This window comes from Pseudomonas sp. DWP3-1-3b3, assembly GCF_049896305.1.
In the GTDB taxonomy this organism is placed as follows: domain Bacteria; phylum Pseudomonadota; class Gammaproteobacteria; order Pseudomonadales; family Pseudomonadaceae; genus Aquipseudomonas; species Aquipseudomonas azotoformans_A.
In genome coordinates this window covers 296705-319843 of sequence record NZ_JAFCUA010000006.1, presented here as the reverse complement: position 1 = coordinate 319843, position 23139 = coordinate 296705, and the positions used below count along the sequence as shown (strand labels likewise).

The 23139-nt window shown below is 60.3% G+C and carries 18 protein-coding genes and 3 tRNA genes; 5 read left to right on the top strand and 16 right to left on the bottom strand.

Annotation, left to right across the window (positions count from 1 at the left end; all coding sequences use genetic code 11):
- Positions 1 to 126: 126 nt before the first annotated feature.
- The 10 genes from ACP7BX_RS20510 to rnr form a co-directional block, all read right to left on the bottom strand.
- On the bottom strand, positions 127 to 576 hold the full coding sequence (locus ACP7BX_RS20510; protein ID WP_426129224.1) for a hypothetical protein: 450 nt from the start codon (positions 574 to 576) through the stop codon (positions 127 to 129).
- Entirely contained in the window at positions 573 to 1493 is a 921-nt protein-coding gene (locus tag ACP7BX_RS20505; protein WP_426129226.1) for an NAD synthetase, read from the bottom strand. Before ACP7BX_RS20505 ends, ACP7BX_RS20510 begins: the two co-directional genes overlap by 4 nt.
- Before the next feature lie 108 nt (positions 1494 to 1601).
- Positions 1602 to 3905: a YgiQ family radical SAM protein gene (locus ACP7BX_RS20500; RefSeq protein WP_314524914.1), complete on the bottom strand. Its 2304-nt coding sequence runs from the start codon at positions 3903 to 3905 to the stop codon at positions 1602 to 1604.
- A 96-nt stretch (positions 3906 to 4001) separates the two neighbouring features.
- Complete coding sequence (gene dnaB / locus ACP7BX_RS20495) at positions 4002 to 5399, bottom strand: replicative DNA helicase (protein ID WP_016976916.1); 1398 nt, start codon at positions 5397 to 5399, stop codon at positions 4002 to 4004.
- Between the two features lie 110 nt (positions 5400 to 5509).
- Entirely contained in the window at positions 5510 to 5956 is a 447-nt protein-coding gene (rplI, locus tag ACP7BX_RS20490) for a 50S ribosomal protein L9 (protein ID WP_003171376.1), read from the bottom strand.
- An 18-nt stretch (positions 5957 to 5974) separates the two neighbouring features.
- A complete protein-coding gene (locus ACP7BX_RS20485; protein WP_177109938.1) occupies positions 5975 to 6868 on the bottom strand; it encodes a hypothetical protein in 894 nt (297 codons plus the stop codon).
- Positions 6869 to 6904: 36 nt separating this feature from the next.
- The gene (gene rpsR, locus ACP7BX_RS20480) at positions 6905 to 7135 is read right to left on the bottom strand and encodes a 30S ribosomal protein S18 (protein ID WP_002551829.1); all 231 of its coding nucleotides are present in this window, start codon (positions 7133 to 7135) and stop codon (positions 6905 to 6907) included.
- A gap of 28 nt (positions 7136 to 7163) precedes the next feature.
- Positions 7164 to 7586 carry a 30S ribosomal protein S6 gene (gene rpsF, locus ACP7BX_RS20475; protein ID WP_003236224.1) on the bottom strand — a complete coding sequence of 141 codons (423 nt, stop codon included), beginning with the start codon at positions 7584 to 7586 and terminating at the stop codon, positions 7164 to 7166.
- 193 nt (positions 7587 to 7779) lie between these two features.
- Positions 7780 to 8535 (bottom strand): 23S rRNA (guanosine(2251)-2'-O)-methyltransferase RlmB, encoded by a 756-nt coding sequence (gene rlmB / locus ACP7BX_RS20470; RefSeq protein ID WP_017734971.1) that lies wholly within the window; start codon positions 8533 to 8535, stop codon positions 7780 to 7782.
- Positions 8532 to 11159 carry a ribonuclease R gene (gene rnr / locus ACP7BX_RS20465; RefSeq protein WP_177109939.1) on the bottom strand — a complete coding sequence of 876 codons (2628 nt, stop codon included), beginning with the start codon at positions 11157 to 11159 and terminating at the stop codon, positions 8532 to 8534. The genes rlmB and rnr overlap by 4 nt, the downstream gene beginning before the upstream one ends.
- A 224-nt stretch (positions 11160 to 11383) precedes the next feature.
- Here rnr and ACP7BX_RS20460 point away from each other — a divergent pair.
- The 5 genes from ACP7BX_RS20460 (at position 11384) to ACP7BX_RS20440 (ending at position 14697) form a co-directional block, all read left to right on the top strand.
- Positions 11384 to 11470: transfer RNA gene (locus tag ACP7BX_RS20460), tRNA-Leu, on the top strand.
- 152 nt (positions 11471 to 11622) lie between these two features.
- Positions 11623 to 11709, top strand: a tRNA-Leu gene (locus ACP7BX_RS20455).
- A 152-nt stretch (positions 11710 to 11861) separates the two neighbouring features.
- Positions 11862 to 11948 (top strand) — tRNA-Leu (locus ACP7BX_RS20450).
- A 158-nt stretch (positions 11949 to 12106) separates the two neighbouring features.
- Positions 12107 to 13132: an iron ABC transporter substrate-binding protein gene (locus tag ACP7BX_RS20445; protein ID WP_177109940.1), complete on the top strand. Its 1026-nt coding sequence runs from the start codon at positions 12107 to 12109 to the stop codon at positions 13130 to 13132.
- Positions 13132 to 14697 carry an ABC transporter permease gene (locus tag ACP7BX_RS20440; RefSeq protein WP_426129230.1) on the top strand — a complete coding sequence of 522 codons (1566 nt, stop codon included), beginning with the start codon at positions 13132 to 13134 and terminating at the stop codon, positions 14695 to 14697. Before ACP7BX_RS20445 ends, ACP7BX_RS20440 begins: the two co-directional genes overlap by 1 nt.
- A 91-nt stretch (positions 14698 to 14788) precedes the next feature.
- On the opposite strand, the gene ACP7BX_RS20435 is transcribed toward ACP7BX_RS20440, so the two are convergent.
- The 6 genes from ACP7BX_RS20435 to hflX form a co-directional block, all read right to left on the bottom strand.
- A complete protein-coding gene (locus ACP7BX_RS20435) occupies positions 14789 to 16723 on the bottom strand; it encodes a methyl-accepting chemotaxis protein (RefSeq protein WP_095014474.1) in 1935 nt (644 codons plus the stop codon).
- A 139-nt stretch (positions 16724 to 16862) separates the two neighbouring features.
- Positions 16863 to 18152, bottom strand: coding sequence for an adenylosuccinate synthase (locus tag ACP7BX_RS20430; RefSeq protein ID WP_003217505.1), 1290 nt, complete (start codon positions 18150 to 18152; stop codon positions 16863 to 16865).
- Positions 18153 to 18206: 54 nt separating this feature from the next.
- On the bottom strand, positions 18207 to 19394 hold the full coding sequence (locus tag ACP7BX_RS20425; protein WP_177109943.1) for an ATP phosphoribosyltransferase regulatory subunit: 1188 nt from the start codon (positions 19392 to 19394) through the stop codon (positions 18207 to 18209).
- Between the two features lie 294 nt (positions 19395 to 19688).
- Positions 19689 to 20555, bottom strand: a complete 867-nt coding sequence (hflC, locus tag ACP7BX_RS20420) for a protease modulator HflC (RefSeq protein WP_010213607.1) — start codon at positions 20553 to 20555, stop codon at positions 19689 to 19691.
- Positions 20555 to 21730, bottom strand: a complete 1176-nt coding sequence (gene hflK, locus ACP7BX_RS20415) for an FtsH protease activity modulator HflK (protein ID WP_028615515.1) — start codon at positions 21728 to 21730, stop codon at positions 20555 to 20557. The genes hflC and hflK overlap by 1 nt, the downstream gene beginning before the upstream one ends.
- Before the next feature lie 96 nt (positions 21731 to 21826).
- On the bottom strand, positions 21827 to 23128 hold the full coding sequence (gene hflX, locus ACP7BX_RS20410) for a ribosome rescue GTPase HflX (RefSeq protein ID WP_016976905.1): 1302 nt from the start codon (positions 23126 to 23128) through the stop codon (positions 21827 to 21829).
- Positions 23129 to 23139 lie beyond the last annotated feature (11 nt).

The window sequence follows — 23139 nt, the reverse complement described above, 5'->3', positions numbered from 1 at the left end:
GTCATTGCGCTTTATCGTAAGACCCGGTGCAGTACAGCACCAAAACGGCGCCAACGGCGGTGCCATGGTGCAAGTGACGCACATATTTGTGGCGTCGGTGTGAAGGTGGGTGGGGAATCTACCCAATCACAGTGATTTGTGGCGGGCAATCACGGTTTCACGCAGGAGGCGCACTTCGCGCAGTTTCTGGCGCATTTCGCGGTGGCGCTGGCTGTTGAGCAGTAGCAGCCCGATTAACGGGAACAGCAAGCCCAAGCCAAACATGAACCGGTGCGGCTGATCACTGAAGGTGGGCAATACACCCAGAAAGCAGAGCCCCAGTAGCCCTACCAGCGGCCATACCCACTGCGGATGTCCACGGGCAATCATGAAGTTGCAATGCACAACGACCAAGGTAAGTGCTATGCCTCCCAGGAAGGAATACTTGGCGTTGTCCTCCATGGAAAGGCCAGGTAAATAACTGTCGAAAAACTGCGGTACCGCAAACACCAAGGTAAAAATGGAGGCGAATATCGCCCCCATGAACACAGGGAAATAGGTCGATAGAAAGCTGCGGATACTGGGAAATTCGCTCATTGGTCGGCTTCCTCGTACAACCCCACGGCAATCGTGCGCACGTTCCCCGAAACCGCGCTGCCGGTGAAACCGATGGCAGCGCCCAAGGCATCCTTGATTTGCGTCACCGTCGCGTGCTTGACCTCGGTGGGCGTAAACCGCTTTGGCAGCTCACCCGACAGTTGTTTCAACTTGATCATCTTCGACGTCAGGCGCGGGTCGTTGATGCTCAATAGCTCCTTCGTGAGTTTGGCACGCTCCTGACGGTTCAAGCCACGGAGCACCTCTCTCACACTTTTCCCGGTGGTCGCTTTGTTCAGCCGGACCAGTTTGAGCGTCGCCAGCGACGATGCACCCACCCCGACCAACGAGGCGGCATCCAGCGCAATCATGGTGTATTGGTACCACTCTTCGCTGTCGAGCTGATCATTCTTGGCGGGGTTGCGGATTTCATTCACGGTGCGATAGCCGCTGGCGAAACACTGCACTGAACTGGCGGCGGCGGCGGTGTAGCCGAGTGCCACGACCACCGAACTGGCCCCCGCCGAAAACGGAACCGCGACCGAACCACTGAGCACCACAATCCATCCGATCACCGCTCCAGCACATGACAAGGTGGTATTCACCGCTTCGCCCACTAATCGCGATTCGCGTGGGTTGTCTTGCACCTGCTGGGCGAATTGCGTGGGTGCGATGTACTTCTGCGCCTCACGCAGGATCAACCGCTTGGGCGCGATGCTGCAGATGGGTTGGAATTCGCGCAGGGTCACCACGTTGAAATCGGCGTCGATGTACACGACACCCGCGCCGACGATGGCGGGATCGGCGTCGATGGCCGCAAACAGGCGCGGCAGGTTGATCTGGCTTTCGATGCGCTGGCGCGCCATGAACTGTGAGCGGTTGGAATCCATGCCGATGCCGGCCAGGGGGTTAGCCATGTTTTTCTTCCTTGAACTGAATGGGCGCCACCTTAACAAACCACCCACCCAGCGCCTAGAAAGCAAAACGCCAGCACAAGGCTGGCGTTTTGCATGTTCAGGCTGCGATCAACGCGGCACCACCGGCTTGCGCGCAGGCTTGCCGCCCTTGCCCTTGGCCGCATCGCTGCGCTCCTTGGCGGCTTGCTTGTTGCGCGCCTGGGCGGCGGCCTTGGCTTGCTCGCGCTTGTCCCACGGGTTGCTGCCGTCGCTGCCGCGAGGAGGCAAACCGGTGTGCTGGGTGAGGATCCTGGTGGTGGTTTCCTTGGCGACCTTATGGCTGCCAGCCGGCGTCGAGTTCTTGCGACGGGCACTCTGGTAGCTGTCGGTGCTTGGCTGGTGCAGCGGGATCAGTTGGTCCTTGCCCGGCCCGATCAGATCGGCGCGGCCCATGCGGGTCAGCGCTTCACGCAGCATTGGCCAGCCTTTCGGGTCGTGGTAACGCAAGAAGGCCTTGTGCAGACGGCGCTGGTCTTCGCTCTTGACGATGGTCACCGCGTCGCTCTTATACGTGACCTTACGCAGCGGGTTCTTGCCCGAGTGGTACATCGCGGTGGCGGTGGCCATCGGCGACGGGTAGAACGCCTGCACCTGGTCGGCACGGAAGCCGTTGCCCTTGAGCCACAGGGCCAGGTTCATCATGTCTTCATCGGTGGTGCCGGGGTGGGCGGCGATGAAGTAAGGAATCAGGTACTGCTCCTTGCCCGCTTCCTTGGTGTACTTCTCGAACATGCGCTTGAACTTGTCATAGCTGCCAATGCCCGGTTTCATCATCTGGTTGAGCGGACCTTCCTCGGTGTGTTCCGGGGCGATCTTGAGGTAGCCACCCACGTGGTGGGTGACCAGCTCTTTCACATACTCCGGCGACTCGACGGCCAGGTCATAGCGCAGGCCGGAGGCGATCAGGATTTTCTTCACACCCGGCAATGCACGGGCGCTGCGGTACAGCTGGATCAACGACGAGTGATCGGTGTTCAGGTTCGGGCAGATGCCGGGGAACACGCACGACGGCTTGCGGCACGCGGATTCGATTTCCGGGCTCTTGCAGGCGATGCGGTACATGTTCGCGGTCGGGCCGCCGAGGTCAGAGATCACGCCGGTAAAGCCCGGCACTTTGTCGCGGATCTCTTCGATCTCGCGGATGATCGACTCTTCGGAGCGGTTCTGGATGATGCGGCCTTCATGCTCGGTGATGGAGCAGAAGGTGCAGCCGCCAAAGCAGCCACGCATGATGTTCACCGAGAAACGGATCATGTCGTAGGCCGGGATCTTTTCCTTGCCATACGCCGGGTGCGGGACGCGGGCGTAAGGCATGCCGAACACGTAGTCCATTTCTTCGGTGGTCATAGGAATGGGCGGCGGGTTGAACCACACGTCCACTTCACCGTGCTTCTGCACCAGCGCACGGGCGTTGCCTGGGTTGGTTTCCAGGTGCAACACGCGGTTGGCGTGGGCGTAGAGCACCGCATCGCCACGGACTTTCTCCACCGACGGCAGGCGGATCACGGTCTTGTCGCGGGTCATGCGCGGGCTGGCCAGGATCTGTACGACCTTGGCTTCTTCCGGGTCATCCACCGGACCTTTTTCCTGCTCGATGGCGCAGGCCTGGGTGTCCTGGGTGTTCACGTACGGGTTGATGATCTTGTCGATCTTGCCCGGACGGTCGATACGCGTGGAGTCCACTTCGTACCAGCCCGCTGGCGTGTCACGACGAATGAACGCGGTGCCGCGCACGTCGGTAATGTCTTCGATCTTGTGGCCCCACGACAGGCGCTGGGCAACCTCGACAATCGCACGCTCGGCGTTGCCGTACAGCAGGATGTCGGCGGTGGCGTCGATCAGGATCGAGTTGCGCACGCGGTCCTGCCAGTAGTCGTAGTGGGCGATGCGACGCAGGGAGGCTTCGATGCCGCCGAGTACGATCGGCACGTTCTTGTAGGCTTCCTTGCAACGCTGGCTGTACACCAGGCTGGCGCGGTCCGGGCGTTTGCCGGCCATGCCGCCAGGGGTGTAGGCGTCGTCGGAACGGATTTTCTTGTCGGCGGTGTAGCGGTTGATCATCGAGTCCATATTGCCGGCCGCGACGCCGAAGAACAGGTTCGGCTCGCCGAGCTTCATGAAGTCGTCTTTGGACTGCCAGTTCGGCTGGGCAATGATCCCGACGCGAAAGCCCTGGGACTCCAGCAGCCGGCCGATGATCGCCATGCCGAACGACGGATGGTCAACGTACGCATCACCGGTGACGATGATGATGTCGCAGGAATCCCAGCCAAGCTGATCCATCTCCTCCCTGCTCATGGGCAGGAATGGCGCTGGACCGAAACATTCGGCCCAGTACTTGGGATAGTCAAATAACGGCTTGGCTGTTTGCATGACGGTGACCGGTGTTGAGATGGAAAATCGCGGGCGCGGAATATAGCACAAATTTTGACCAATTCCGACGGTAATGGTCGGAATTGAGCAGACGGGTTATTCGTCGTCGTCGAAGTTGTAGCTGCCCGGCGCGAGGTTCTCGAAGCGGGTGTACTTACCGATGAAGGCCAGGCGGATAAAACCGATGGGGCCGTTCCGCTGCTTGCCGATGATGATCTCGGCAATGCCCTTGTGCTCGGTCTCGGGGTGGTACACCTCGTCGCGGTACACGAACATGATCACGTCGGCGTCCTGCTCGATCGCTCCGGATTCCCGCAAGTCGGAGTTCACCGGGCGCTTGTTGGGACGTTGTTCCAGGGAACGGTTGAGCTGGGACAGTGCCACCACCGGACAGTTGAATTCCTTGGCCAGGGCTTTCAAGGACCGGGAGATCTCGGAAATCTCGTTGGTCCGGCTGTCACCGCTGGAGCCCGGGATCTGCATCAACTGCAGGTAGTCGATCATGATCAGCGCGATGTCGCCGTGTTCACGCACCAAGCGGCGGGTACGTGCACGCATCTCCGAGGGGCTGATACCCGCGGTGTCGTCGATGAACAGTTTGCGGTCATTGAGCAGGTTGACCGCCGAGGTCAGGCGCGGCCAGTCGTCGTCTTCCAGCTGGCCGGAACGCACCTTGGTCTGATCGATACGGCCCAGGGACGAGAGCATCCGCATGATCAGCGATTCACCTGGCATCTCCAGGGAGTACACCAAGACAGTCTTGTCGCTGCGCAGCACGGCGTTTTCCACCAGGTTCATCGCAAAGGTGGTCTTACCCATGGATGGACGACCGGCGACGATGATCAAGTCGGACGGTTGCAGGCCGCTGGTCTTCTCGTCGAGGTCGGCATAACCGGTGGAAATACCGGTGATGGCCGCATCGGTGTTGAACAGGGTGTCGATACGGTCGATGGCCTTGGTCAACAGCTCGTTGACGCCCACCGGGCCGCCGGTTTTCGGGCGGGCCTCGGCAATCTGGAAGATCTGGCGCTCGGCTTCGTCGAGGATCTCTTCGGCAGTACGCCCTTCCGGGTTGAAAGCGCTGTCGGCGATCTCGGTGCTGATGCCGATCAACTGGCGCAGCGTGGCCCGCTGGCGGACGATCTGGGCATACGCCTTGATGTTAGCGACGGACGGTGTGTTTTTCGCCAGTTCGCCGAGGTAGCCGAGGCCGCCGACCTGGGAGGTCTGGCCTTCCTTGTCCAACTGCTCGGCCAGGGTCACCACGTCGATGGGTGAGTTCTGGTCGGCCAGCTTGGCGATGGCGCGGAAGATCAGGCGGTGGTCATGGCGATAGAAGTCACCGTCCGAGACTTGATCCAGCACGCGTTCCCAGGCGTTGTTGTCCAGCATCAAACCACCGAGCACGGCCTGTTCGGCCTCGATGGAATGCGGCGGCACCTTCAGGGCAGCGGTTTGCAGATCGTATTGCTCGGGAGCTGAAATATCGTTCATGGCCACTTGGAATTAGGGGTGTGTAGAAAAACAAAAGGCACGACCTGTAAACAGGATCGTGCCCGATGTTAACTGCCTGGCACGCGAGGTGCCAGTCAGTTAGGTATTGCTTAAGCTGCTACCACGACAACGCGTACGGTGGCTTCAACTTCGGCGTGCAGGTGCACGGCTACGTCGAATTCGCCTACGTTGCGGATGGTGCCGTTCGGCAGACGAACTTCGCTCTTCTGCACTTCAACGCCGGAGGCGGTCAGTGCATCAGCGATGTCGTGGGTGCCGATCGAACCGAACAGCTTGCCTTCGTCACCGGCGGTGGCAGTGATAGTCACTTCCAGCTCAGCCAGTTGGGCAGCGCGAGTTTCGGCCGAAGCTTTTTTGTCTGCTGCTGCTTTTTCCAGCTCAGCACGACGCTCTTCAAACGCAGCCAGGTTGGCAGCGGTTGCAGCGGTGGCTTTGCCGTATGGCAGCAGGTAGTTACGACCGTAACCGGCCTTAACGTTCACTTTGTCGCCCAGGTTGCCCAGGTTGGCGACTTTTTCCAGAAGGATCAGTTGCATGTGAAAATCCTCTAACTTTTAACCTTCACCGTTCGCGTTATCGGCGTCTTTCGGCGCCAGACGACCGCGAAAATCAATCAGGCCGTCGACAATGGCCAAAACCACGAGTAACGGATAGATCAGTTGCATGAACACCAGCATCGTTACGTACATCCCCACCAGCCAGAACTTGGCCAGGCGCTTCTGCGCGACCAGCCCGTGAATCAGGGCCAGTCCGGAAAACACCAGCGGTACGCTGCAAAACAGCACTAGCAAGGTGGCTTGTGAACCGAAGTACGGTCCGACCATCATGAGTGCCAGCAGCAACATCGCCGGGCCCACGGGGATTCTGATACTGCGAAATTCGCGACCAAAACCACCCGGGTTGTACAACAACGCCTGCCAATATCGCCCAAGCATCAGGCTCAGCAAACTGACGATCTGCATCATTACCGCCATCAGGCCGATCAGGGCCGGTGCAATCAGTGTTGCCAGTCGCGCTCGCTCTTCTACCGACAGCTGTTGGTAGAGTTCCCCGAGGGCCATCGGCAGGATCTTGGCGATCTCTTGCGACAGCGCCTCGATTTGCGGGCGGAAAGCCGCGTCAATCAACACCGAAAACACCAACCCCAATGCCACGCTGACCAGCAGCGTGCGGACCCAGGACTCACTTGCGCGCAAAACCAACGCAAGGCTCGACGACCCCAGCAGCACCAGAAGCACTTTGGGTTCGCCCAGTTGCAGCCACCAGATCAAGGCAGCCACGACTCCCAGGGCCAGGATGCCAACGGCATCCTGCAAACCGCGCCGCAGGAGCACAAGGCATCCAGCGGCAGCGGCCAACCAATACAACAACGGCAATGCTGCACATCCAGCCACTACGAGAGTGGCCTGCACACGACCGCGCATGATGAACTCAGCTAAGGCGCGCATGCATTCAATCCCTTACTACTTGTCGACTGCCCGGTCTCAGCGGCCGTGGCTGTCGGTGTAGGCCAGCAGGGCCAGGAAGCGGGCGCGCTTGATAGCGGTGGCCAGCTGACGCTGATAACGTGCTTTGGTACCGGTGATACGGCTTGGAACGATTTTGCCGGTCTCGGATACGTAGGCTTTCAGAGTGTTGAGATCTTTGTAATCGATCTCTTTCACGTCTTCAGCGGTGAAGCGGCAGAATTTACGACGACGGAAGAAACGTGCCATTTGATAGGCTCCTTAAAAGGTCCGTGGATTACTCGTCAGCGTTATCGCTGTTGTCGCTGTCATCACTATCAGCGCTATCAGCGCCTTCGTGCTCAGGACGGTCGCGACGCTCACGGCGCTCACTGCGGTTTTCTTCAGCCTTGAGCATCTCGGATTGGCCGGTAACGGCTTCTTCGCGACGGATGACCAGGTTACGGATCACAGCATCGTTGTAGCGGAAGTTGTCTTCCAGCTCGGCCAGGGCCTTGCCAGTGCACTCAACGTTCAGCATCACGTAGTGAGCCTTGTGAACATTGTTGATTGCGTAGGCCAGTTGACGACGGCCCCAATCTTCCAGACGGTGGATTTTGCCGCCGTCTTCTTCGATCAGCTTGGTGTAACGCTCAACCATGCCGCCGACTTGCTCGCTTTGATCCGGGTGGACCAAAAAGATGATTTCGTAATGACGCATGAATGCTCCTTACGGGTTGTAGCCTGCCGCTCAAAAACGGTCAGACAAGGAGTGAATGACACTTATGGATCTTGCCGCAGGGAGGCACATCGGTGCCCGCCAGGAAGGCAAGGGGCGCAATTGTAGAGAAGGGGGAGGAAGCGTGCAAGGTGATTGGTGATTATTTGAACAATCACCAATCACTGCGGTTGGATCATTTCTTCGATTTGGCCTTGGCGCCACGCTGGCGCTGGGCTTCAAACAGGCACACGCCGGTGGCAACTGACACGTTGAGGCTGCTGACGCTACCAGCCATCGGCAGATGGACCAGGTAATCGCAATGTTCGCGGGTCAGGCGACGCATGCCTTTACCCTCGGCACCCATGATCAGGATGGTTGGGCCGGTGAGGTCCTGGTCATAAATGCTGACCTCGGCCTCGCCTGCCGTGCCCACAACCCACAGGCCACGCTGCTGGAGTTTCTCCAGGGTGCGCGCCAGGTTGGTCACGGCCACCAAAGGAATCACTTCCGCCGCGCCGCAGGCGACCTTACGCACGACCGGCGTCAGGGTCGCGGACTTGTCTTTAGGCACAATCACCGCCAGCGCGCCGGCAGCATCCGCCGAACGCAGGCAAGCGCCGAGGTTGTGCGGATCGGTCACGCCGTCCAGCACCAGCAGCAACGGCGCACCTTCGGTACGGTCGAGCAGCTCGTCGAGCATCGCCTCGCCCCAGACCTGGCTCGGGCTGACGTCCGCCACGACGCCCTGGTGGACGCCTTCGACCCACACGTCCATTTCGCGACGCTCGGCCTGACCGATGGCAACCTTGTTTTGGGTCGCCAATTCAACCAGCGCTTGCACGCGCGGCTCGCTGCGGCCTTCGGCCAACCACACTTGCTTGACGCGTTTAGGGTGGTGACGCAGCAGTGCTTCTACGGCGTGCACGCCGTAGATTTTTTCCAGACTCATGACTTGGCCTTAGGTTTGCGCGACCCGCCGCTCTTGGCAGGGCCCGAACCCGCTTTTGGCGGGCCTTTACGGTGTTTACTTGGCTTGCTCGACGGACTTTCCGCCCCGCGGGACTTTCCCCCAGACGCCGCTTTACCACCGCTTTTGGCTTCGTTGAGCAACTGCTGCTTCAACTCGCGGCTCTTGCGCAGCTCGGCGTTTTTCGCCGCCGCATCGCTTGGGCGATAGGCTTCAGGGGCCTTTTCCTTCGCGGACGGACGACGACCGGCCTTGGCAGGTGCGGGCTCGGCGGTCGCTGCTTTGGCGGGCGCTGCCTTGCCTTTGCTGGCCGGCTCACTGCCACGCTTTTTACGGCTGCCCGGCGATTCGGCTGGCTTGTCGGACATGCCGAAGTCGATCTTGCGCTCGTCGAGGTCGACGCGCATGACCTGCACTTCCACGGTATCGCCCAAACGGAAGCTGCGACCGGTGCGCTCGCCCGCCAGGCGGTGGTGCACAGGGTCGAAGTGGTAGTAGTCACCCGGCAACGCGGTGACGTGCACCAGGCCTTCGACGTAGATGTCGGTCAGCTCGACAAACAGGCCAAAACCAGTCACGGCGGTGATCACGCCAGGGAAAGTCTCGCCCACGCGGTCTTTCATGAACTCGCACTTGAGCCAGTTCACCACGTCGCGGGTGGCTTCGTCGGCACGGCGCTCACTCATGGAGCACTGTTCGCCCAGCTGTTCCAGGGCCGCTTCGTCGTACGGATAGATCCGTGCCTTCGGAATGGTCATGGCACCGGCGCGCTTGACGTGCGGGGTGTTCTGCTTGGAGTGGATCACGCTGCGGATCGCGCGGTGCGTGAGCAGGTCCGGGTAACGGCGAATCGGCGAGGTGAAGTGGGTGTACGCCTCGTAATTCAGGCCGAAGTGGCCCTGGTTGTCAGCGCTGTACACCGCCTGGCTCAGGGAGCGCAGCATGACAGTCTGGATCACGTGGTAATCCGGACGGTCCTTAATGCTGGCGAGCAGCGCCTGGTAGTCCTTCGGCGTCGGGCCGTCCTTGCCTTTGTGCAGGGACAGGCCGAGCTCGCCGAGGAATGCACGCAGCTTCTCCAGACGCTCCGGCGGCGGGCCGTCGTGCACGCGGTACAGAGCTGGAATTTCGTGCTTCTTCAGGAACTCTGCAGTGGCCACGTTGGCGGCCAGCATGCATTCCTCGATCAGCTTGTGCGCATCGTTACGCGTGGTCGGGGTGATTGCGGCGATCTTGCGCTCAGAACCGAAGACAATCCGGGTTTCCTGGGTTTCAAAGTCGATCGCGCCACGTACGTGACGAGCGCCCAGCAACACCTTGTACAGCGCATAGAGCTGCTTGAGGTGCGGCACCACGCCAGCGTATTCGCTACGCAGGGCCTTGGCTTCGCTGGTCTTCGGCGTTTCCAGGATGGTGCTGACCTTGTTGTAGGTCAGGCGCGCCTGGGAGTGGATCACCGCTTCGTAGAACTGGTAGTCAGTCATTTCGCCGGTTTTCGAGATGGTCATCTCGCACACCATGGCCAAACGGTCGACTTTCGGGTTCAGGGAGCACAGGCCGTTGGACAGCTGCTCGGGCAGCATCGGGATCACGCGCTCAGGGAAGTACACGGAGTTGCCGCGCACCTGGGCTTCGTTGTCCAAGGCAGAACCGATCTTCACGTAGCTGGACACGTCGGCAATCGCGACGAACAACTTCCAGCCACCGGAGAACAGGCGCAGCTTGCCAGGCTTGGCTTCGCAGTAGACCGCATCGTCGAAGTCGCGGGCATCTTCGCCGTCGATGGTGACGAACGGCAGATGGCGCAGGTCGATGCGTTTTTCTTTGTCTTTCTCTTCCACTTCAGGCTTGAGCTTGCCGGCTTCTTTGAGCACAGCCTCAGGCCAGACGTGGGGAATATCGTAGGTGCGCAGCGCAACGTCGATTTCCATGCCCGGCGCCATGTAGTTGCCGACCACTTCAACGATATCGCCCTGGGGCTGGAAACGCGCCGTTGGCCAGTGGGTGATCTTCACCTCGACGAACTGGCCGACCTTGGCGGCGCCATTACGGCCCGGAGTGATCAGCACTTCCTGCTGGACCTTCGGGTTATCCGGCACCACAAAGCCGATGCCGCCTTCTTCGAAGTAACGGCCGACGATGGACTCGTGGGCACGGGACACCACTTCGACGATCACGCCTTCACGGCGACCGCGACGGTCCAGGCCGGAAACGCGCGCCAGGGCACGGTCGCCATCGAACACCAGGCGCATTTGCGCCGGGCTCATGAACAGGTCATCGCTGCCGTCGTCCGGGATCAGGAAGCCGAAACCGTCACGATGGCCGGCAATGCGGCCCAGAATCAGGTCGAGCTTATCCACAGGCGCGTAAGTGCCACGGCGGGTGTAGATCAGTTGAGCATCACGTTCCATGGCACGCAAACGGCGGCGCAGGGCTTCGAGCTGGTCTTCGGTGGTCAGACCGAATTCTTCAACCAGCTGCTCGCGGCTAGCAGGCGAACCCCGATCGGCGAGATGCGCCAGGATCAGTTCGCGGCTAGGAATAGGGTTTTCATATTTTTCCGCTTCACGAGCGGCCTCGGGATCGAGGGACTGCCAATCGGCCATTAGAGAGTTTTCACCTTGTCTATATGCGGGTTAGTTTGGCATACGCGTATTGAAACGGGAAATTTCAGACGCCAACAAGCCTTTTAAAGCCCTTTGCAGCCCCCAGCGGGCACCTTGCACGACCATTGGCGAAATTTTCCAGGCTTTTTTCGTGGCAGGGCTTTACAGCTTAAAATCCCCTCCGTATAGTGCGCGCCATCGACGACGGCAACGTTGTTGATGCTGCCCAGGTGGTGAAATTGGTAGACACGCCAGCTTCAGGTGCTGGTGATCGCAAGGTCGTGGAAGTTCGAGTCTTCTCCTGGGCACCAAATTCAGATCAAACCCGCGAAAGCGGGTTTTTTCGTTTCAGGTCTTTGATTTTTAACGGAAAACTTGATTTATTTTTTCGAATCAGGGGTTTACAGATCAAAAAGCCCTCCGTATAGTTCGTCCCATCAACAGCGCAAGCGCTGCTGATAATGCCCAGGTGGTGAAATTGGTAGACACGCCAGCTTCAGGTGCTGGTGATCGCAAGGTCGTGGAAGTTCGAGTCTTCTCCTGGGCACCAAATTCAGATCAAACCCGCGAAAGCGGGTTTTTTCGTTTCAGGTCTTTGATTTTTAACGGAAAACTTGATTTATTTTTTCGAATCAGGGGTTTACAGATCAAAAAGCCCTCCGTATAGTTCGTCCCATCAACAGCGCAAGCGCTGCTGATAATGCCCAGGTGGTGAAATTGGTAGACACGCCAGCTTCAGGTGCTGGTGATCGCAAGGTCGTGGAAGTTCGAGTCTTCTCCTGGGCACCAAATTCAGATCAAACCCGCGAAAGCGGGTTTTTTCGTTTCCGCGGTTTGAAAATCCTGACCTGAATCTTTCCCAGCGATTTGCCCCCTCGCCCGCACCTGAGAAACTTTATCGTTTATCCTTGTAAGTATTTGTTGCATACAAGTGAGGAACAACCCGGATGATGATCCGCGATACCCATCTCAAGACATCCCTTCTGCGTGGCCTGACCATCACTCTGCTCGGCCTGACCCTGCTCTCGCCCACCGCCTATTCCGCCGACAAGGTCTCCCTGACCCTGTACAACGGCCAGCATAAAGAAGTCGGCGATGAACTCGCCAAAGCCTTCGAAGCCAAGACCGGCATTCACGTCAACGTGCGCAAAGGCAGCAGCAATCAGCTCGCCAGCCAGGTCGTGGAAGAAGGCGATCGCTCGCCTGCCGACGTGATCTACACCGAAGAATCGCCACCGCTGAACAAACTCGGCGAACAAGGCCTGCTGGCCAAGATCGACGCCAGCACCCTCGACGTATTGCCCAAGGATTACGTCGGCGCCAACGGTGACTGGATGGGCGTGACCGCACGCACCCGCGTCGTGGCGTTCAACCCGAAATTGATCGCGGAAAAAGACCTGCCCAAATCGGTGCTGGATTTCGCCGGCCCCGAGTGGCAAGGCAAGGTCGGCTTCGTGCCCACCAGCGGCGCGTTCCAGGAACAGGCCGTGGCGATCATCAAGCTGCACGGGCGTGAAGCCGCCGAAGAATGGCTGACCGGCCTGCGCGCCTTCGGCAAGGTGTACAGCAACAACATGGTCGCCCTCAAAGCCGTTGAAAATGGCGAAGTGGCCACCGTACTGGTGAACAACTACTACTGGTTCGCCCTGAAGAAAGAAAAAACCAACCTGGACTCCCAACTGCATTACTTCACCGATGGCGATGCCGGGGGCTTGATCACCGTGTCTTCGGCGGCGGCGCTGAAATCCAGCAAGCATCCCCAGGAAGCCCAGCAACTGCTGGCGTTCATGGCCAGTGAAGAGGGCCAGCGCGTCATCACCAACACATCGGCTGAATACCCGCTGCGCAAAGGCATGGAATCCAACCGTGGCCTCAAGCCGTTCAGCGAGTTGCAACCGCCGAAAGTCACCCCCGCCGACCTGGGCAACGCCGAAGAAGCCTTGGACCTGGAACGTGACGTTGGCTTGAACTGATGAACCCATCGCTACCCGCCCCCGCCCTGCGTGGGGGTTTGCGCCCAAGACGCAAGCGCCCGTCGATCTGGTTGTTGCTGCCCGTCCTGTTGCTGGTCGGCTTGAGCTTGCTGCCGCTGGCCTATGTCGGGCTCAAGGCGTGGCAAGCCGGTTGGGCGGAGGCGGTGCACCTGCTGTGGCGGCCGTATGTGTTCGGGTTGCTGCGCAATACCTTGGCATTGATGATCGGGGTGACGGTAACGTGTGGCGTGATCGGCCTGTCCCTGGCCTGGCTGCTGGAGCGCAGCAACCTGCCAGGGCGACGCATCTGGGGCGTGATCCTGTGCCTGCCGTTTGCGGTACCGGCGTTTGTCAGCAGCTTTACCTGGGTATCGCTGAGCGCCAGTTTCGAAGGGCTTGGCGGGGCGATCCTGGTGATGAGCCTGTCGAAATACCCGCTGGTGTTTCTGCCGGTGGCAGCGACCCTGCGCAATCTTGACCCGTCCCTGGAAGAGTCGGCCCGCACCCTCGGACTGAATCGCTGGGGCGTGTTCTTTCGCATCACGTTGCCGCTGTTGTGGCCTTCACTGCTGGCCGGGGCATTGTTGATCGCACTGCATATGCTGGTGGAGTTTGGCGCGCTGTCGATCATCGGCTTGCAGACCTTTACCACCGCGATCTACCAACAGTTCGAGCTTGAGTTCAGCAATGCGAATGCCGCAATGCTCTCGGCAGTGTTGCTGGTGATGTGCCTGACGCTGCTGTGGCTGGAGCTGCGTGTACGCGGCAAGGGCCGGCATGTGCGTATCGGCCAGGGCGCGGCGCGGCATGCGGAGCAGGTTCGACTGGGTCAATGGGCGCCATTGGGCCAGGTGTATTGCCTGGCGCTGGCGATCATAGGCAGCGGGATTCCGCTGGGGATGCTCGGTTATTGGTTGGCGGTGGGATCTTCTGCCGCTTTCCCGATGGCAGAAATCGGTGAGGCGCTGCTGTCTTCATTGGCACTGTCCCTGGGCGGCGCCGCGCTCTGCCTGGTATTGGCTGTACCGGTCGGGTTGCTGGTGGTGCGCTACAAAGGCCAGTTGGCGATCTGGGCCGAACGCCTGCCGTATCTGCTGCACGCCCTACCCGGCTTGGTGATTGCGCTGACGCTGGTGTACTTCGCCCTGCACTATGTGCCGGCGCTGTACCAGACCTCGGCATTGTTGTTGATTGCTTATGCGCTGCTGTTTTTGCCGCTGGCCCAGGCGCCGATCCGTACCGCGCTGAACAAGGCTGCGCCGCAGCTTGAAGAGGCTGCACGCACGTTGGGGGCTTCATCGTTCGGTGCGTTTTGCAGGGTGACATTGCCGATTATTTTCCCGGCATTGGGGGCGGCGTTTGCGCTGGTGTTCCTGGATGCGATGAAGGAATTGACGGCGACGTTGCTGCTGAGCCCAACGGGGCTGAATACGTTGGCGACGGCGGTGTGGGCGCATACCTCGAATGTTGAATTCGCGGCAGCAGCGCCATATGCAGCGCTGTTGATTCTAGTGTCGGGGTTGCCGGTGTATTTGCTCACGACTCGGATGTATCTGAGCCGTTAAGGCAGCCATCGCAGGCAAGCCAGCTCCCACATTTGGAATGCATTCCCCTGTGGGAGCTGGCTTGCCTGCGATGAGGTCGGTACAGGCGACACTAGGCCCTGAACTGCCCCAGGCTCGCCTTCAATTGCGCCGCCAGCCCATCCAGCACCTTGCCACTGGCGGTGGTTTCCACCACCGCCTGGGCGGCACGCTCGGCCTGGGCATGGATCACCTCGACCCGACCCCGCACTGCATGAGCACCCTGCGCTTGATGCTCGGCCGCGCGTGTCGCCAAGCCAATCGCCGCATGCACCTGCTCCACCGAGGCCTGCACCGTCTGCTGCAAGCGCACGCTGTCACGCAGCACCAGCAAACCTTCATTAGCCTGACGCCCGGCCTTGCCGATGGTTTCCACCGCCTCCCGCGCGCCCTGTTGCAACGCCACGATATGCGCCTGGATATCGCCGGTGGAGCTTTGGGTCTTGCTCGCCAGCGCACGCACTTCATCCGCCACCACCGCAAAGCCGCGACCGGTCTCACCCGCACGCGCCGCCTCGATGGCTGCGTTGAGCGCCAACAGATTGGTTTGCTCGGCAATGCCGTGAATCACGGTCAGCACCACCTCGATCTGCTGGCTTTGCTGGGCCAGGCGCTCGATGACCGTGGAGCCTGCCTGCACCTGGCCCGCCAGTGCCTCGATCAAACTGCCGACCTCCGCCGAGGTCCGCGAGTTCTCATCCGTGGCCTGGCGAATATCCACCACCTGCTGCAACGCCGCCTGCATCGCATGGCTCTCGGCTTGCGCCTCGTCGGCCATCTGCGACAGTGCGCGCAAGCTCTCGGCCACTTCATCGCGCTGTAAACCGGCCGCAGCGTCAGCACCTGCATTGCGCAAGGTCATCGCGCCGATTTCCACGCCAGTACGCTGGGCCACATCCCCCGCCTCGCGCACGATGGGCTGCAACTTATCCACAAAGCGATTGACTGCTGAGGCCATGTCGCCGATTTCGTCCTTGCTGCTGATTTGCACACGCTTGGTCAGGTCACCCTCGCCCGCCGCCAAATCATCCATGGCAGCAATCAGTAGCTTCAAACGATTGACTACGCGACGACCCAACACGATGGCGATCAACAGCAACACACCGAAACCGACCAGCGCCAGGCCCATGCCGATGCGCCAGCGCAAGGTGCCGGCGGCGTCCTGGACGGCGCTGGTGGTGTTGGCGGTCATCTGTGTAGCGGTGGCTTGCGCGGATTGCAGGCGCGCGCCCATGGCGGCAGCGCTATCGGCCGCAGCGCCCTTGAGGCTGTCGCCCACCAACTGGTCACCACTGGCGATCAGTGCGGCGAAGCGCTTATCCAGCGCGGCCAGATCAGCCTCCACTGCGGCAGTGGAAACCCCCATGCGCACTTTGCCGATCTCCACGCCGTTGGGGCTGATGGACGCCTCGACATAGAACACCGAAGGATCATCTTTGGCCGCATCCAACACTTTATCCAGGGCGCGGTCACCCTTGCCTTTTTCCAACAGTGCCTGGTTGATCGGGTTTTCACGGTTGAGGTAGCGGGTCAAGTGCTCACCCGCCGCGTCGTCATAGACCACAAACAGCACGTTGGGATTGCGCTGGGCACGCCGGGCGAACTCCGACAACGTCGGCACGTCGCTGTCCCACATGGCGCGGGGCGCCACCGAGGCCAGCAGTTGCGCCATGTCATTGGCGGAGTCTTTCAGGTCTTTTTCCAGGGTCGCACGCAGTTGCTTCTGCTCTTCCTGCAGGCGGGTTGAAAGCCCCGCTGTCAGACGCTGACGGGTACTGGTCGACAAGCTGTCCAGGCTGGACGTGACTTCTTTACCGGCCTGGGCCAATTCACCCGACAGTTTCTGGCTGTCGATACCCAGGCGATTGCCCAAATCAGCTTCCAACGCGGTGACGGTGCTTCGCGTCAGGGCGACGGCCACCAGCACTTGCACCAAAAGGGCGATACCTAGGGTAACGAACACCGGCCGCAACAGACGGCTTTGTAACAATGAGAGAACGGCAGACATCGGGAATCCCTCCACCACGGGTGCCATTAATTTGATAGCACCGCGAAAGAGAGAACCGAAGCAAGGGTCGTGCCGCCCAGGCGACAGAAACGACAAAGGGCTCCCGAAGGAGCCCTTTGCTTTTTACATCAACAGCTTATTAAGCGAACGGGTGACGCAGAACGATGGTTTCGTTGCGGTCCGGACCTGTCGAAATAATGTCAATCGGCGCACCGATCAGCTCTTCGACACGTTTGATGTAGGCACGGGCGTTAGCCGGTAGCTCTTCCAGGGTCTTGGCGCCCACGGTCGATTCGGTCCAGCCCGGCACTTCTTCGTACACAGGCTGCAGGCCCACGTAGCTGTCGGCGTCGGTCGGAGCAACGTCCTTGCCTTCGGCATCTTTGTAACCGATGCAGATGTTGATGGTTTCCAGGCCGTCGAGTACGTCCAGCTTGGTCAGGCAGATGCCCGAGATGCTGTTCACATCGATAGCGCGACGCAGGATAACGGCGTCGAACCAGCCACAACGACGAGCACGGCCGGTGGTCGCGCCGAATTCGTGACCTTGCTTGGCCAGGTGAGCGCCAACATCGTCGAACAGCTCAGTCGGGAACGGACCCGAACCTACGCGAGTGGTGTAAGCCTTGGTGATGCCCAGGATGTAGTCCAGGAACATCGGGCCAACGCCGGAGCCGGTCGCAACGCCACCCGCGGTGGTGTTGGAGCTGGTCACGTACGGGTAGGTGCCGTGGTCGATGTCCAGCAGGGAGCCTTGGGCGCCTTCGAACATGATGTCTTTGCCAGCGCGACGCAGGTCGTGCAGCTCGGCGGTCACGTCCAGCATCAGCGGCTTGAGCAGCTCAGCGTATTCCTTGCACTCGGCCAGGGTTTTCTCGAACTCGATGGCTGGCTCTTTGTAGTAACCGACCAGCATGAAGTTGTGGTAATCCACCAGTTCACGCAGCTTGTCTTCAAAGCGCGGCATGTTGAGCAGGTCGCCCACACGCAGGCCACGGCGTGCAACCTTGTCTTCGTACGCTGGGCCGATGCCGCGACCGGTGGTACCGATCTTCAGCTCGCCACGGGCCTTTTCACGGGCCTGGTCCAGCGCAACGTGGAAGGACAGGATCAGCGGGCAGGACGGGCTGATACGCAGGCGCTCGCGCACCGGTACGCCTTTCTCTTCCAGCTTGGTGATCTCACGCAGCAGGGCGTCAGGTGCAACCACCACGCCGTTGCCGATCAGGCACTGCACGCCTTCGCGCAGTACGCCCGACGGGATCAGGTGCAAGACGGTTTTTTCGCCATCGATGACCAGGGTGTGGCCAGCGTTGTGGCCACCTTGGTAGCGCACTACGGCGGCAGCATGTTCGGTCAGCAGATCAACGATCTTGCCTTTGCCCTCATCACCCCATTGGGTGCCCAGGACTACGACATTCTTACCCATAACACTTGTCCTCATTCGCGCAAACTTGGTGCCGGCGATGGCCGGCAGGAAAACTCAAGAAGCCAGTGGCGATACTTGCCAAAGCCCGTTCTGCAGAATCAATTGCCGGTCGCAGTCCGCTTCACGGGCGGCGGCCAATGGCTGCCCAGGCAACGCCTGGACGACACGCTGACCCTCACTGCGCAACTGGCAAACCTGCTGCCAGAGTGCTGCGTCCGTACTGTCGGGCATCCAGATGCCACCAGACGGCAGCTCGACCTCAGCACGCCCCAGGGTCACCAGGGTTTTCAAATCGGTGGAGAAACCAGTGGCCGGACGCGCACGACCAAAGTCGGCGCCGATATCGTCATAACGACCACCCTGGGCGATGGCTTGGCCAACACCCGGTACAAATACAGCGAACACCACACCGGTGTGGTAGTGGTAGCCGCGCAGCTCACCCAGATCAAAGTACAGCGGCAGCTCCGGGAAGCGCGCCGACAACTGCTCGGCAATTGCCAGTACGTCGTCCAGTGCAGCCAGTACCGGCGCCGGCGCCTTGGCCAGGCGCTCACGCGCAGCCACCAGCACTTCACGACCGCCGCACAGGTTGACCAGTGCACGCAGCATGTCAGCCAGGTCGGCAGGCACGCCAGCGGTCAGGGCAATCACTTCGTCGATGGCCTTGCGTTGCAGGGCATCGAACAGCTGTTGTTCCACTTCACCGGACAAACCGGCCGCACGGGCCAGGCCACGGTAGATACCGACGTGACCCAGGTCCATGTGGACGTCCGGCACATCAGCCAGTTGCAGCATGGCCAGCATCAGGCTGATCACTTCAACGTCGCTGCTCGGGCTCGCATCGCCGTACAACTCGGCGCCCAGTTGGATCGGGCTACGGGACGACGACAACGCGCGCGGTTGAGCATGCAGCACGCTGCCCGCGTAGCACAGGCGGCTTGGACCTTCGCGACGCAGGGTGTGCGCATCGATGCGCGCCACTTGCGGCGTGATGTCGGCACGGAAACCCATTTGCCGGCCCGATTGCGGGTCGATGACCTTGAAGGTGCGCAGATCCAGGTCCTGGCCCGCGCCGGTCAGCAGGGATTCCAGGTACTCGATATGGGGGGTCACGACAAACTCGTAACCCCAGCTCTGGAACAGATCCAACACCTGGCGACGCGCTACTTCAATGCGCGCAGCTTCTGGTGGCAGTACTTCTTCGATGCCATCTGGCAGCAGCCAGCGGTCTACCGTTGCCATTACGCCATTCCCCTTTGATCCGGGCGGCCAGCCCTCGGCCGAGCCTTGAGTGAAGCAGAAAATACCCGCCCCCTGCATAAACCACGCGCAAGAGCGACGTGACGAACGGCCTGTAATCGGCCTCGTCGGGCACTTTCCTCGAAAAACCTGTCACGCCTGCCGAATCAAACATGCAGACGCAAAAAAGCCGGGAATTTCCCGGCTGCCGCATCATACACCCGTTTTCTGAAAGGATCACCCCGCCAGGCGTTTTAGCCGCCCGACGGGAGTGAAACCTACAGAATCACAGGCTGGTTACTTGGACTTTTCCAGGTAGCGGAAGAAGTCGCTGCTTGGGTCCAGCACCATGACGTCGGTTTTGTTCGCGAAGCTTTCACGGTAGGCGCGCAGGCTACGGTAGAACGCGTAGAACTCCTGGTCCTGGCCGTAGGCCTTGGCATAGATCGCCGCAGCTTGAGCATCGCCATCACCACGGGCCTCTTCAGACTCGCGATAGGCTTCGGCCAGCAGTACACGGCGCTGACGGTCGGCATCCGCACGGATACCTTCTGCCAGCTCGTTACCCTTGGCGCGGTGCTCACGGGCTTCACGCTCACGCTCGGTGCTCATACGCTCGAACACGCTGCGGTTCACTTCCTTCGGCAGGTCGATCGCCTTGACCCGGACATCAACCACTTCAATGCCCAGCTCTTTCTCTGCCATCGTGTTCAACGAACGCGTGATGTCAGCCATCAGCGCGTCACGCTCACCGGATACCACCTCGTGCAGGGTGCGCTTACCAAACTGGTCACGCAGGCCCGATTCCAGACGGCGCGACAAACGCTCGTCAGCAATCTGCTTGAGGCCGGAGGTCGCAGTGTAGAAGCGCTCGGCATCCTTGACGCGCCACTTGGCGTAGGCGTCAACCATCACGGCTTTCTTTTCCAGGGTCAGGAAGCGCTGTGTCGGTGCATCCAGGGTCATCAGGCGGGCGTCGAACTTGCGCACCTGGTTGACGTAGGGGACTTTCACATGCAGGCCCGGCTGGACATCCGCCTGGACCACGCGACCGAATTGCAGCAGCACCGCACGCTCGGTCTGAGCCACGATGTAGAAGCAGTTCCAGGCAGCGATGACCACGACGACGCCCACAATCAGGGCGGTCAGCGATTTATTGCTCATCAACGACTCTCCCTGGTACGTGTTTGCTGTTGCAGCAAGTCAGCGGCCGCACGGGCGCTCGCTTCGTTGGCAGCGGCATTGGAACCGGTGGACGGTGCGCTGGTGCTGCTACGACCACCTTCGATCATCTTGTCCAGCGGCAGGTACAGCAGGTTGTTCTGCCCACCTTTGCTGCCGGTCACGAGAACCTTGCTGGTGTTGCTGAAGACTTCCTGCATGGTGTCCAGGTACAGACGCTCACGCGTGACTTCCGGCGCCTTGCGGTACTCGGCGACCAGTTTGGTAAAGCGATCCGCCTCACCCTTGGCGCGAGAGACCACTTCGTCGCGGTAACCGTTGGCATCCTCTAGGATGCGCTGGGCCTGACCACGGGCTTCCGGCACGACGCCGTTGGCGTAGGTTTCAGCCTGGTTGCGCGAACGCTGCTCGTCTTCACGGGCACGGATCACGTCATCGAAGGCTTCCTGCACTTCACGCGGTGCGGCTGCGCTCTGTACGTTCACCTGGGTAACGGTGATACCGGTGCGATAGGTATCGAGGAACCGCTGCAGGCGCTCCTTGATCTCGCTGGCCATCAATTCACGACCTTCGGTCAGCACCTGGTCCATCGCGGTCGAACCGACGACGTGGCGCAGGGCACTTTCGGTGGCGTGTTGCAGGCTGATTTCCGGCTGATCAACGTTCAGCACGAAATCCTGCAGGTTGCTGATCTTGTACTGCACGGTCAGCGGCACTTCGACGATGTTCTCGTCTTCGGTCAGCATCTGGCCCTGCTTGGTATAGGCACGCTCACGCGTGACGTTTTCCATGTACTTCTTGTCGATCGGCGGGAAGTAGATGTTCAGGCCAGGGCCGACTGTCTCGTAGTACTTGCCGAAGCGCAGCACCACGGCTTGCTCCTGCTCGTCCACCACGTAGACGGCGCTGTACAGCCATACGGCCGCCAGCACGACAAGACCCAGGCCCAGCAGGCCATAGCCGCCGCCCTTGCTTGTGCGACCGCCGTCGTCACCACCACGTTTTTTTCCACCACCGAACAACCCATTCAGGCTTTCCTGCAGCTTTCGGAAGGCCTCGTCGAGATCTGGTGGCCCCTTGCGGTCGCCATTATTGCGGCGTTTACCACCCCAAGGATCCTGATTATTCGAGTTGCCACCCGGCTCATTCCAAGCCATAGCGCTCTCCATCTGATAAAGCAAAGACGCACCCACGGCGCGCCGACCAATGCTACAGAATGCCTGCCACTGCGGCACAACCGCTTTAGGAGGCTTTTATTGCAAAGTGTGTTGTTCGATGAACTCTGTCGGTACAACGCCCTCACGGCTGACCAGCCGATTGAGCTCCGAGCGCGGCAATCGAACGGCCAGCAAGCTGACACCTTCTTCGTCGTGTTCTTCTTTCTGTACCGCGCCCAACTCGAAAAACTGTGCACGCAGTCGAGCAAAACGCTGGGGCAAGCGCAAGGTACCAACGAACAAATCGCCGCCGAGCAACTCGGCAATGGCCTGTTCAAGCAACTCAAGACCACTGCCATCACGCGCCGACAGCCAGACCCGCTGGGGCTTGCCATTCTCATCGCGCTGGATTTGTGGCTCAACGCCTTCAAGCAAATCGAGTTTGTTATAGACCTCGAGGATCGGCAAGTCCTGGGCACCAATCTCGCCCAGTACCAGCATCACCTGTTCAATCTGCAACATGCGATCCGGTTCAGCCGCATCGATCACGTGCAACAGCAGGTCGGAATTGCTCGACTCTTCGAGCGTAGACCGAAATGCCTCGACCAGCTTGTGCGGCAAGTGACGAATGAAACCCACGGTATCGGCCAGGACAATCGGCCCCAGGTCGTCCAGATCCAGACGGCGCAAGGTCGGGTCGAGGGTGGCGAACAGTTGGTCGGCCGCGTACACGTCCGATTTCGTCACATTATTGAAGAGTGTGGATTTGCCGGCGTTGGTATAGCCCACCAGGGACACGGTCGGGATATCCGCGCGGGTACGCCCACGGCGCGATTGCTCACGCTGGCTGCGCACTTTCTCGAGGCGGCCCTTGATCTGGCGCAGGCGAACCCGCAACAGGCGTCGGTCGGTCTCGAGCTGGGTTTCACCCGGGCCGCGCATGCCGATGCCGCCACCTTGACGCTCAAGGTGAGTCCAGCCGCGGACCAGGCGGGTGCTCATGTGGTCAAGCTGGGCCAGTTCAACCTGGAGCTTGCCTTCATGGGTACGGGCGCGCTGGGCAAAAATATCGAGAATCAGACCGGTACGGTCGATCACGCGACACTCGAAGACACGTTCGAGGTTACGTTCCTGACTGGGCGTAAGGACGTGATTGAAGATCACCAGATCGGCTTCTTCGGCATGGACCAGGTCGCGCAGTTCCTCGACCTTGCCGCTGCCAATCAGGAATTTGGCGGTTGGCCGATGACGCGGCACGTTAAAAAACGCAACGGTCTCGGCGCCGGCCGAATTTGCCAACTCCTGAAACTCCTGCGGATCTTCGCGCGCCTCAGGGTCCTGTCCATCCAAGTGAACGAGTATTACCCGCTCACCACCACCGTGGCGCTCAAAGAACAAAGGAGACTCCT

Coding starts and splice junctions, on each gene's coding strand:
- rpsF (WP_003236224.1), bottom strand. CDS start 7,586: ATGCGTCATTACGAAATCATCTTTTTGGTCCACCCGGATCAAAGCGAG.
- hflK (WP_028615515.1), bottom strand. CDS start 21,730: ATGGCTTGGAATGAGCCGGGTGGCAACTCGAATAATCAGGATCCTTGG.
- hflC (WP_010213607.1), bottom strand. CDS start 20,555: ATGAGCAATAAATCGCTGACCGCCCTGATTGTGGGCGTCGTCGTGGTC.
- rlmB (WP_017734971.1), bottom strand. CDS start 8,535: ATGAGTCTGGAAAAAATCTACGGCGTGCACGCCGTAGAAGCACTGCTG.
- rplI (WP_003171376.1), bottom strand. CDS start 5,956: ATGCAACTGATCCTTCTGGAAAAAGTCGCCAACCTGGGCAACCTGGGC.
- rnr (WP_177109939.1), bottom strand. CDS start 11,159: ATGGCCGATTGGCAGTCCCTCGATCCCGAGGCCGCTCGTGAAGCGGAA.
- ACP7BX_RS20425 (WP_177109943.1), bottom strand. CDS start 19,394: ATGGCAACGGTAGACCGCTGGCTGCTGCCAGATGGCATCGAAGAAGTA.
- rpsR (WP_002551829.1), bottom strand. CDS start 7,135: ATGGCACGTTTCTTCCGTCGTCGTAAATTCTGCCGCTTCACCGCTGAA.
- ACP7BX_RS20510 (WP_426129224.1), bottom strand. CDS start 576: ATGAGCGAATTTCCCAGTATCCGCAGCTTTCTATCGACCTATTTCCCT.
- ACP7BX_RS20440 (WP_426129230.1), top strand. CDS start 13,132: ATGAACCCATCGCTACCCGCCCCCGCCCTGCGTGGGGGTTTGCGCCCA.
- ACP7BX_RS20505 (WP_426129226.1), bottom strand. CDS start 1,493: ATGGCTAACCCCCTGGCCGGCATCGGCATGGATTCCAACCGCTCACAG.
- ACP7BX_RS20500 (WP_314524914.1), bottom strand. CDS start 3,905: ATGCAAACAGCCAAGCCGTTATTTGACTATCCCAAGTACTGGGCCGAA.
- dnaB (WP_016976916.1), bottom strand. CDS start 5,399: ATGAACGATATTTCAGCTCCCGAGCAATACGATCTGCAAACCGCTGCC.
- ACP7BX_RS20430 (WP_003217505.1), bottom strand. CDS start 18,152: ATGGGTAAGAATGTCGTAGTCCTGGGCACCCAATGGGGTGATGAGGGC.
- ACP7BX_RS20485 (WP_177109938.1), bottom strand. CDS start 6,868: ATGCGCGCCTTAGCTGAGTTCATCATGCGCGGTCGTGTGCAGGCCACT.
- ACP7BX_RS20435 (WP_095014474.1), bottom strand. CDS start 16,723: ATGTCTGCCGTTCTCTCATTGTTACAAAGCCGTCTGTTGCGGCCGGTG.
- ACP7BX_RS20445 (WP_177109940.1), top strand. CDS start 12,107: ATGATGATCCGCGATACCCATCTCAAGACATCCCTTCTGCGTGGCCTG.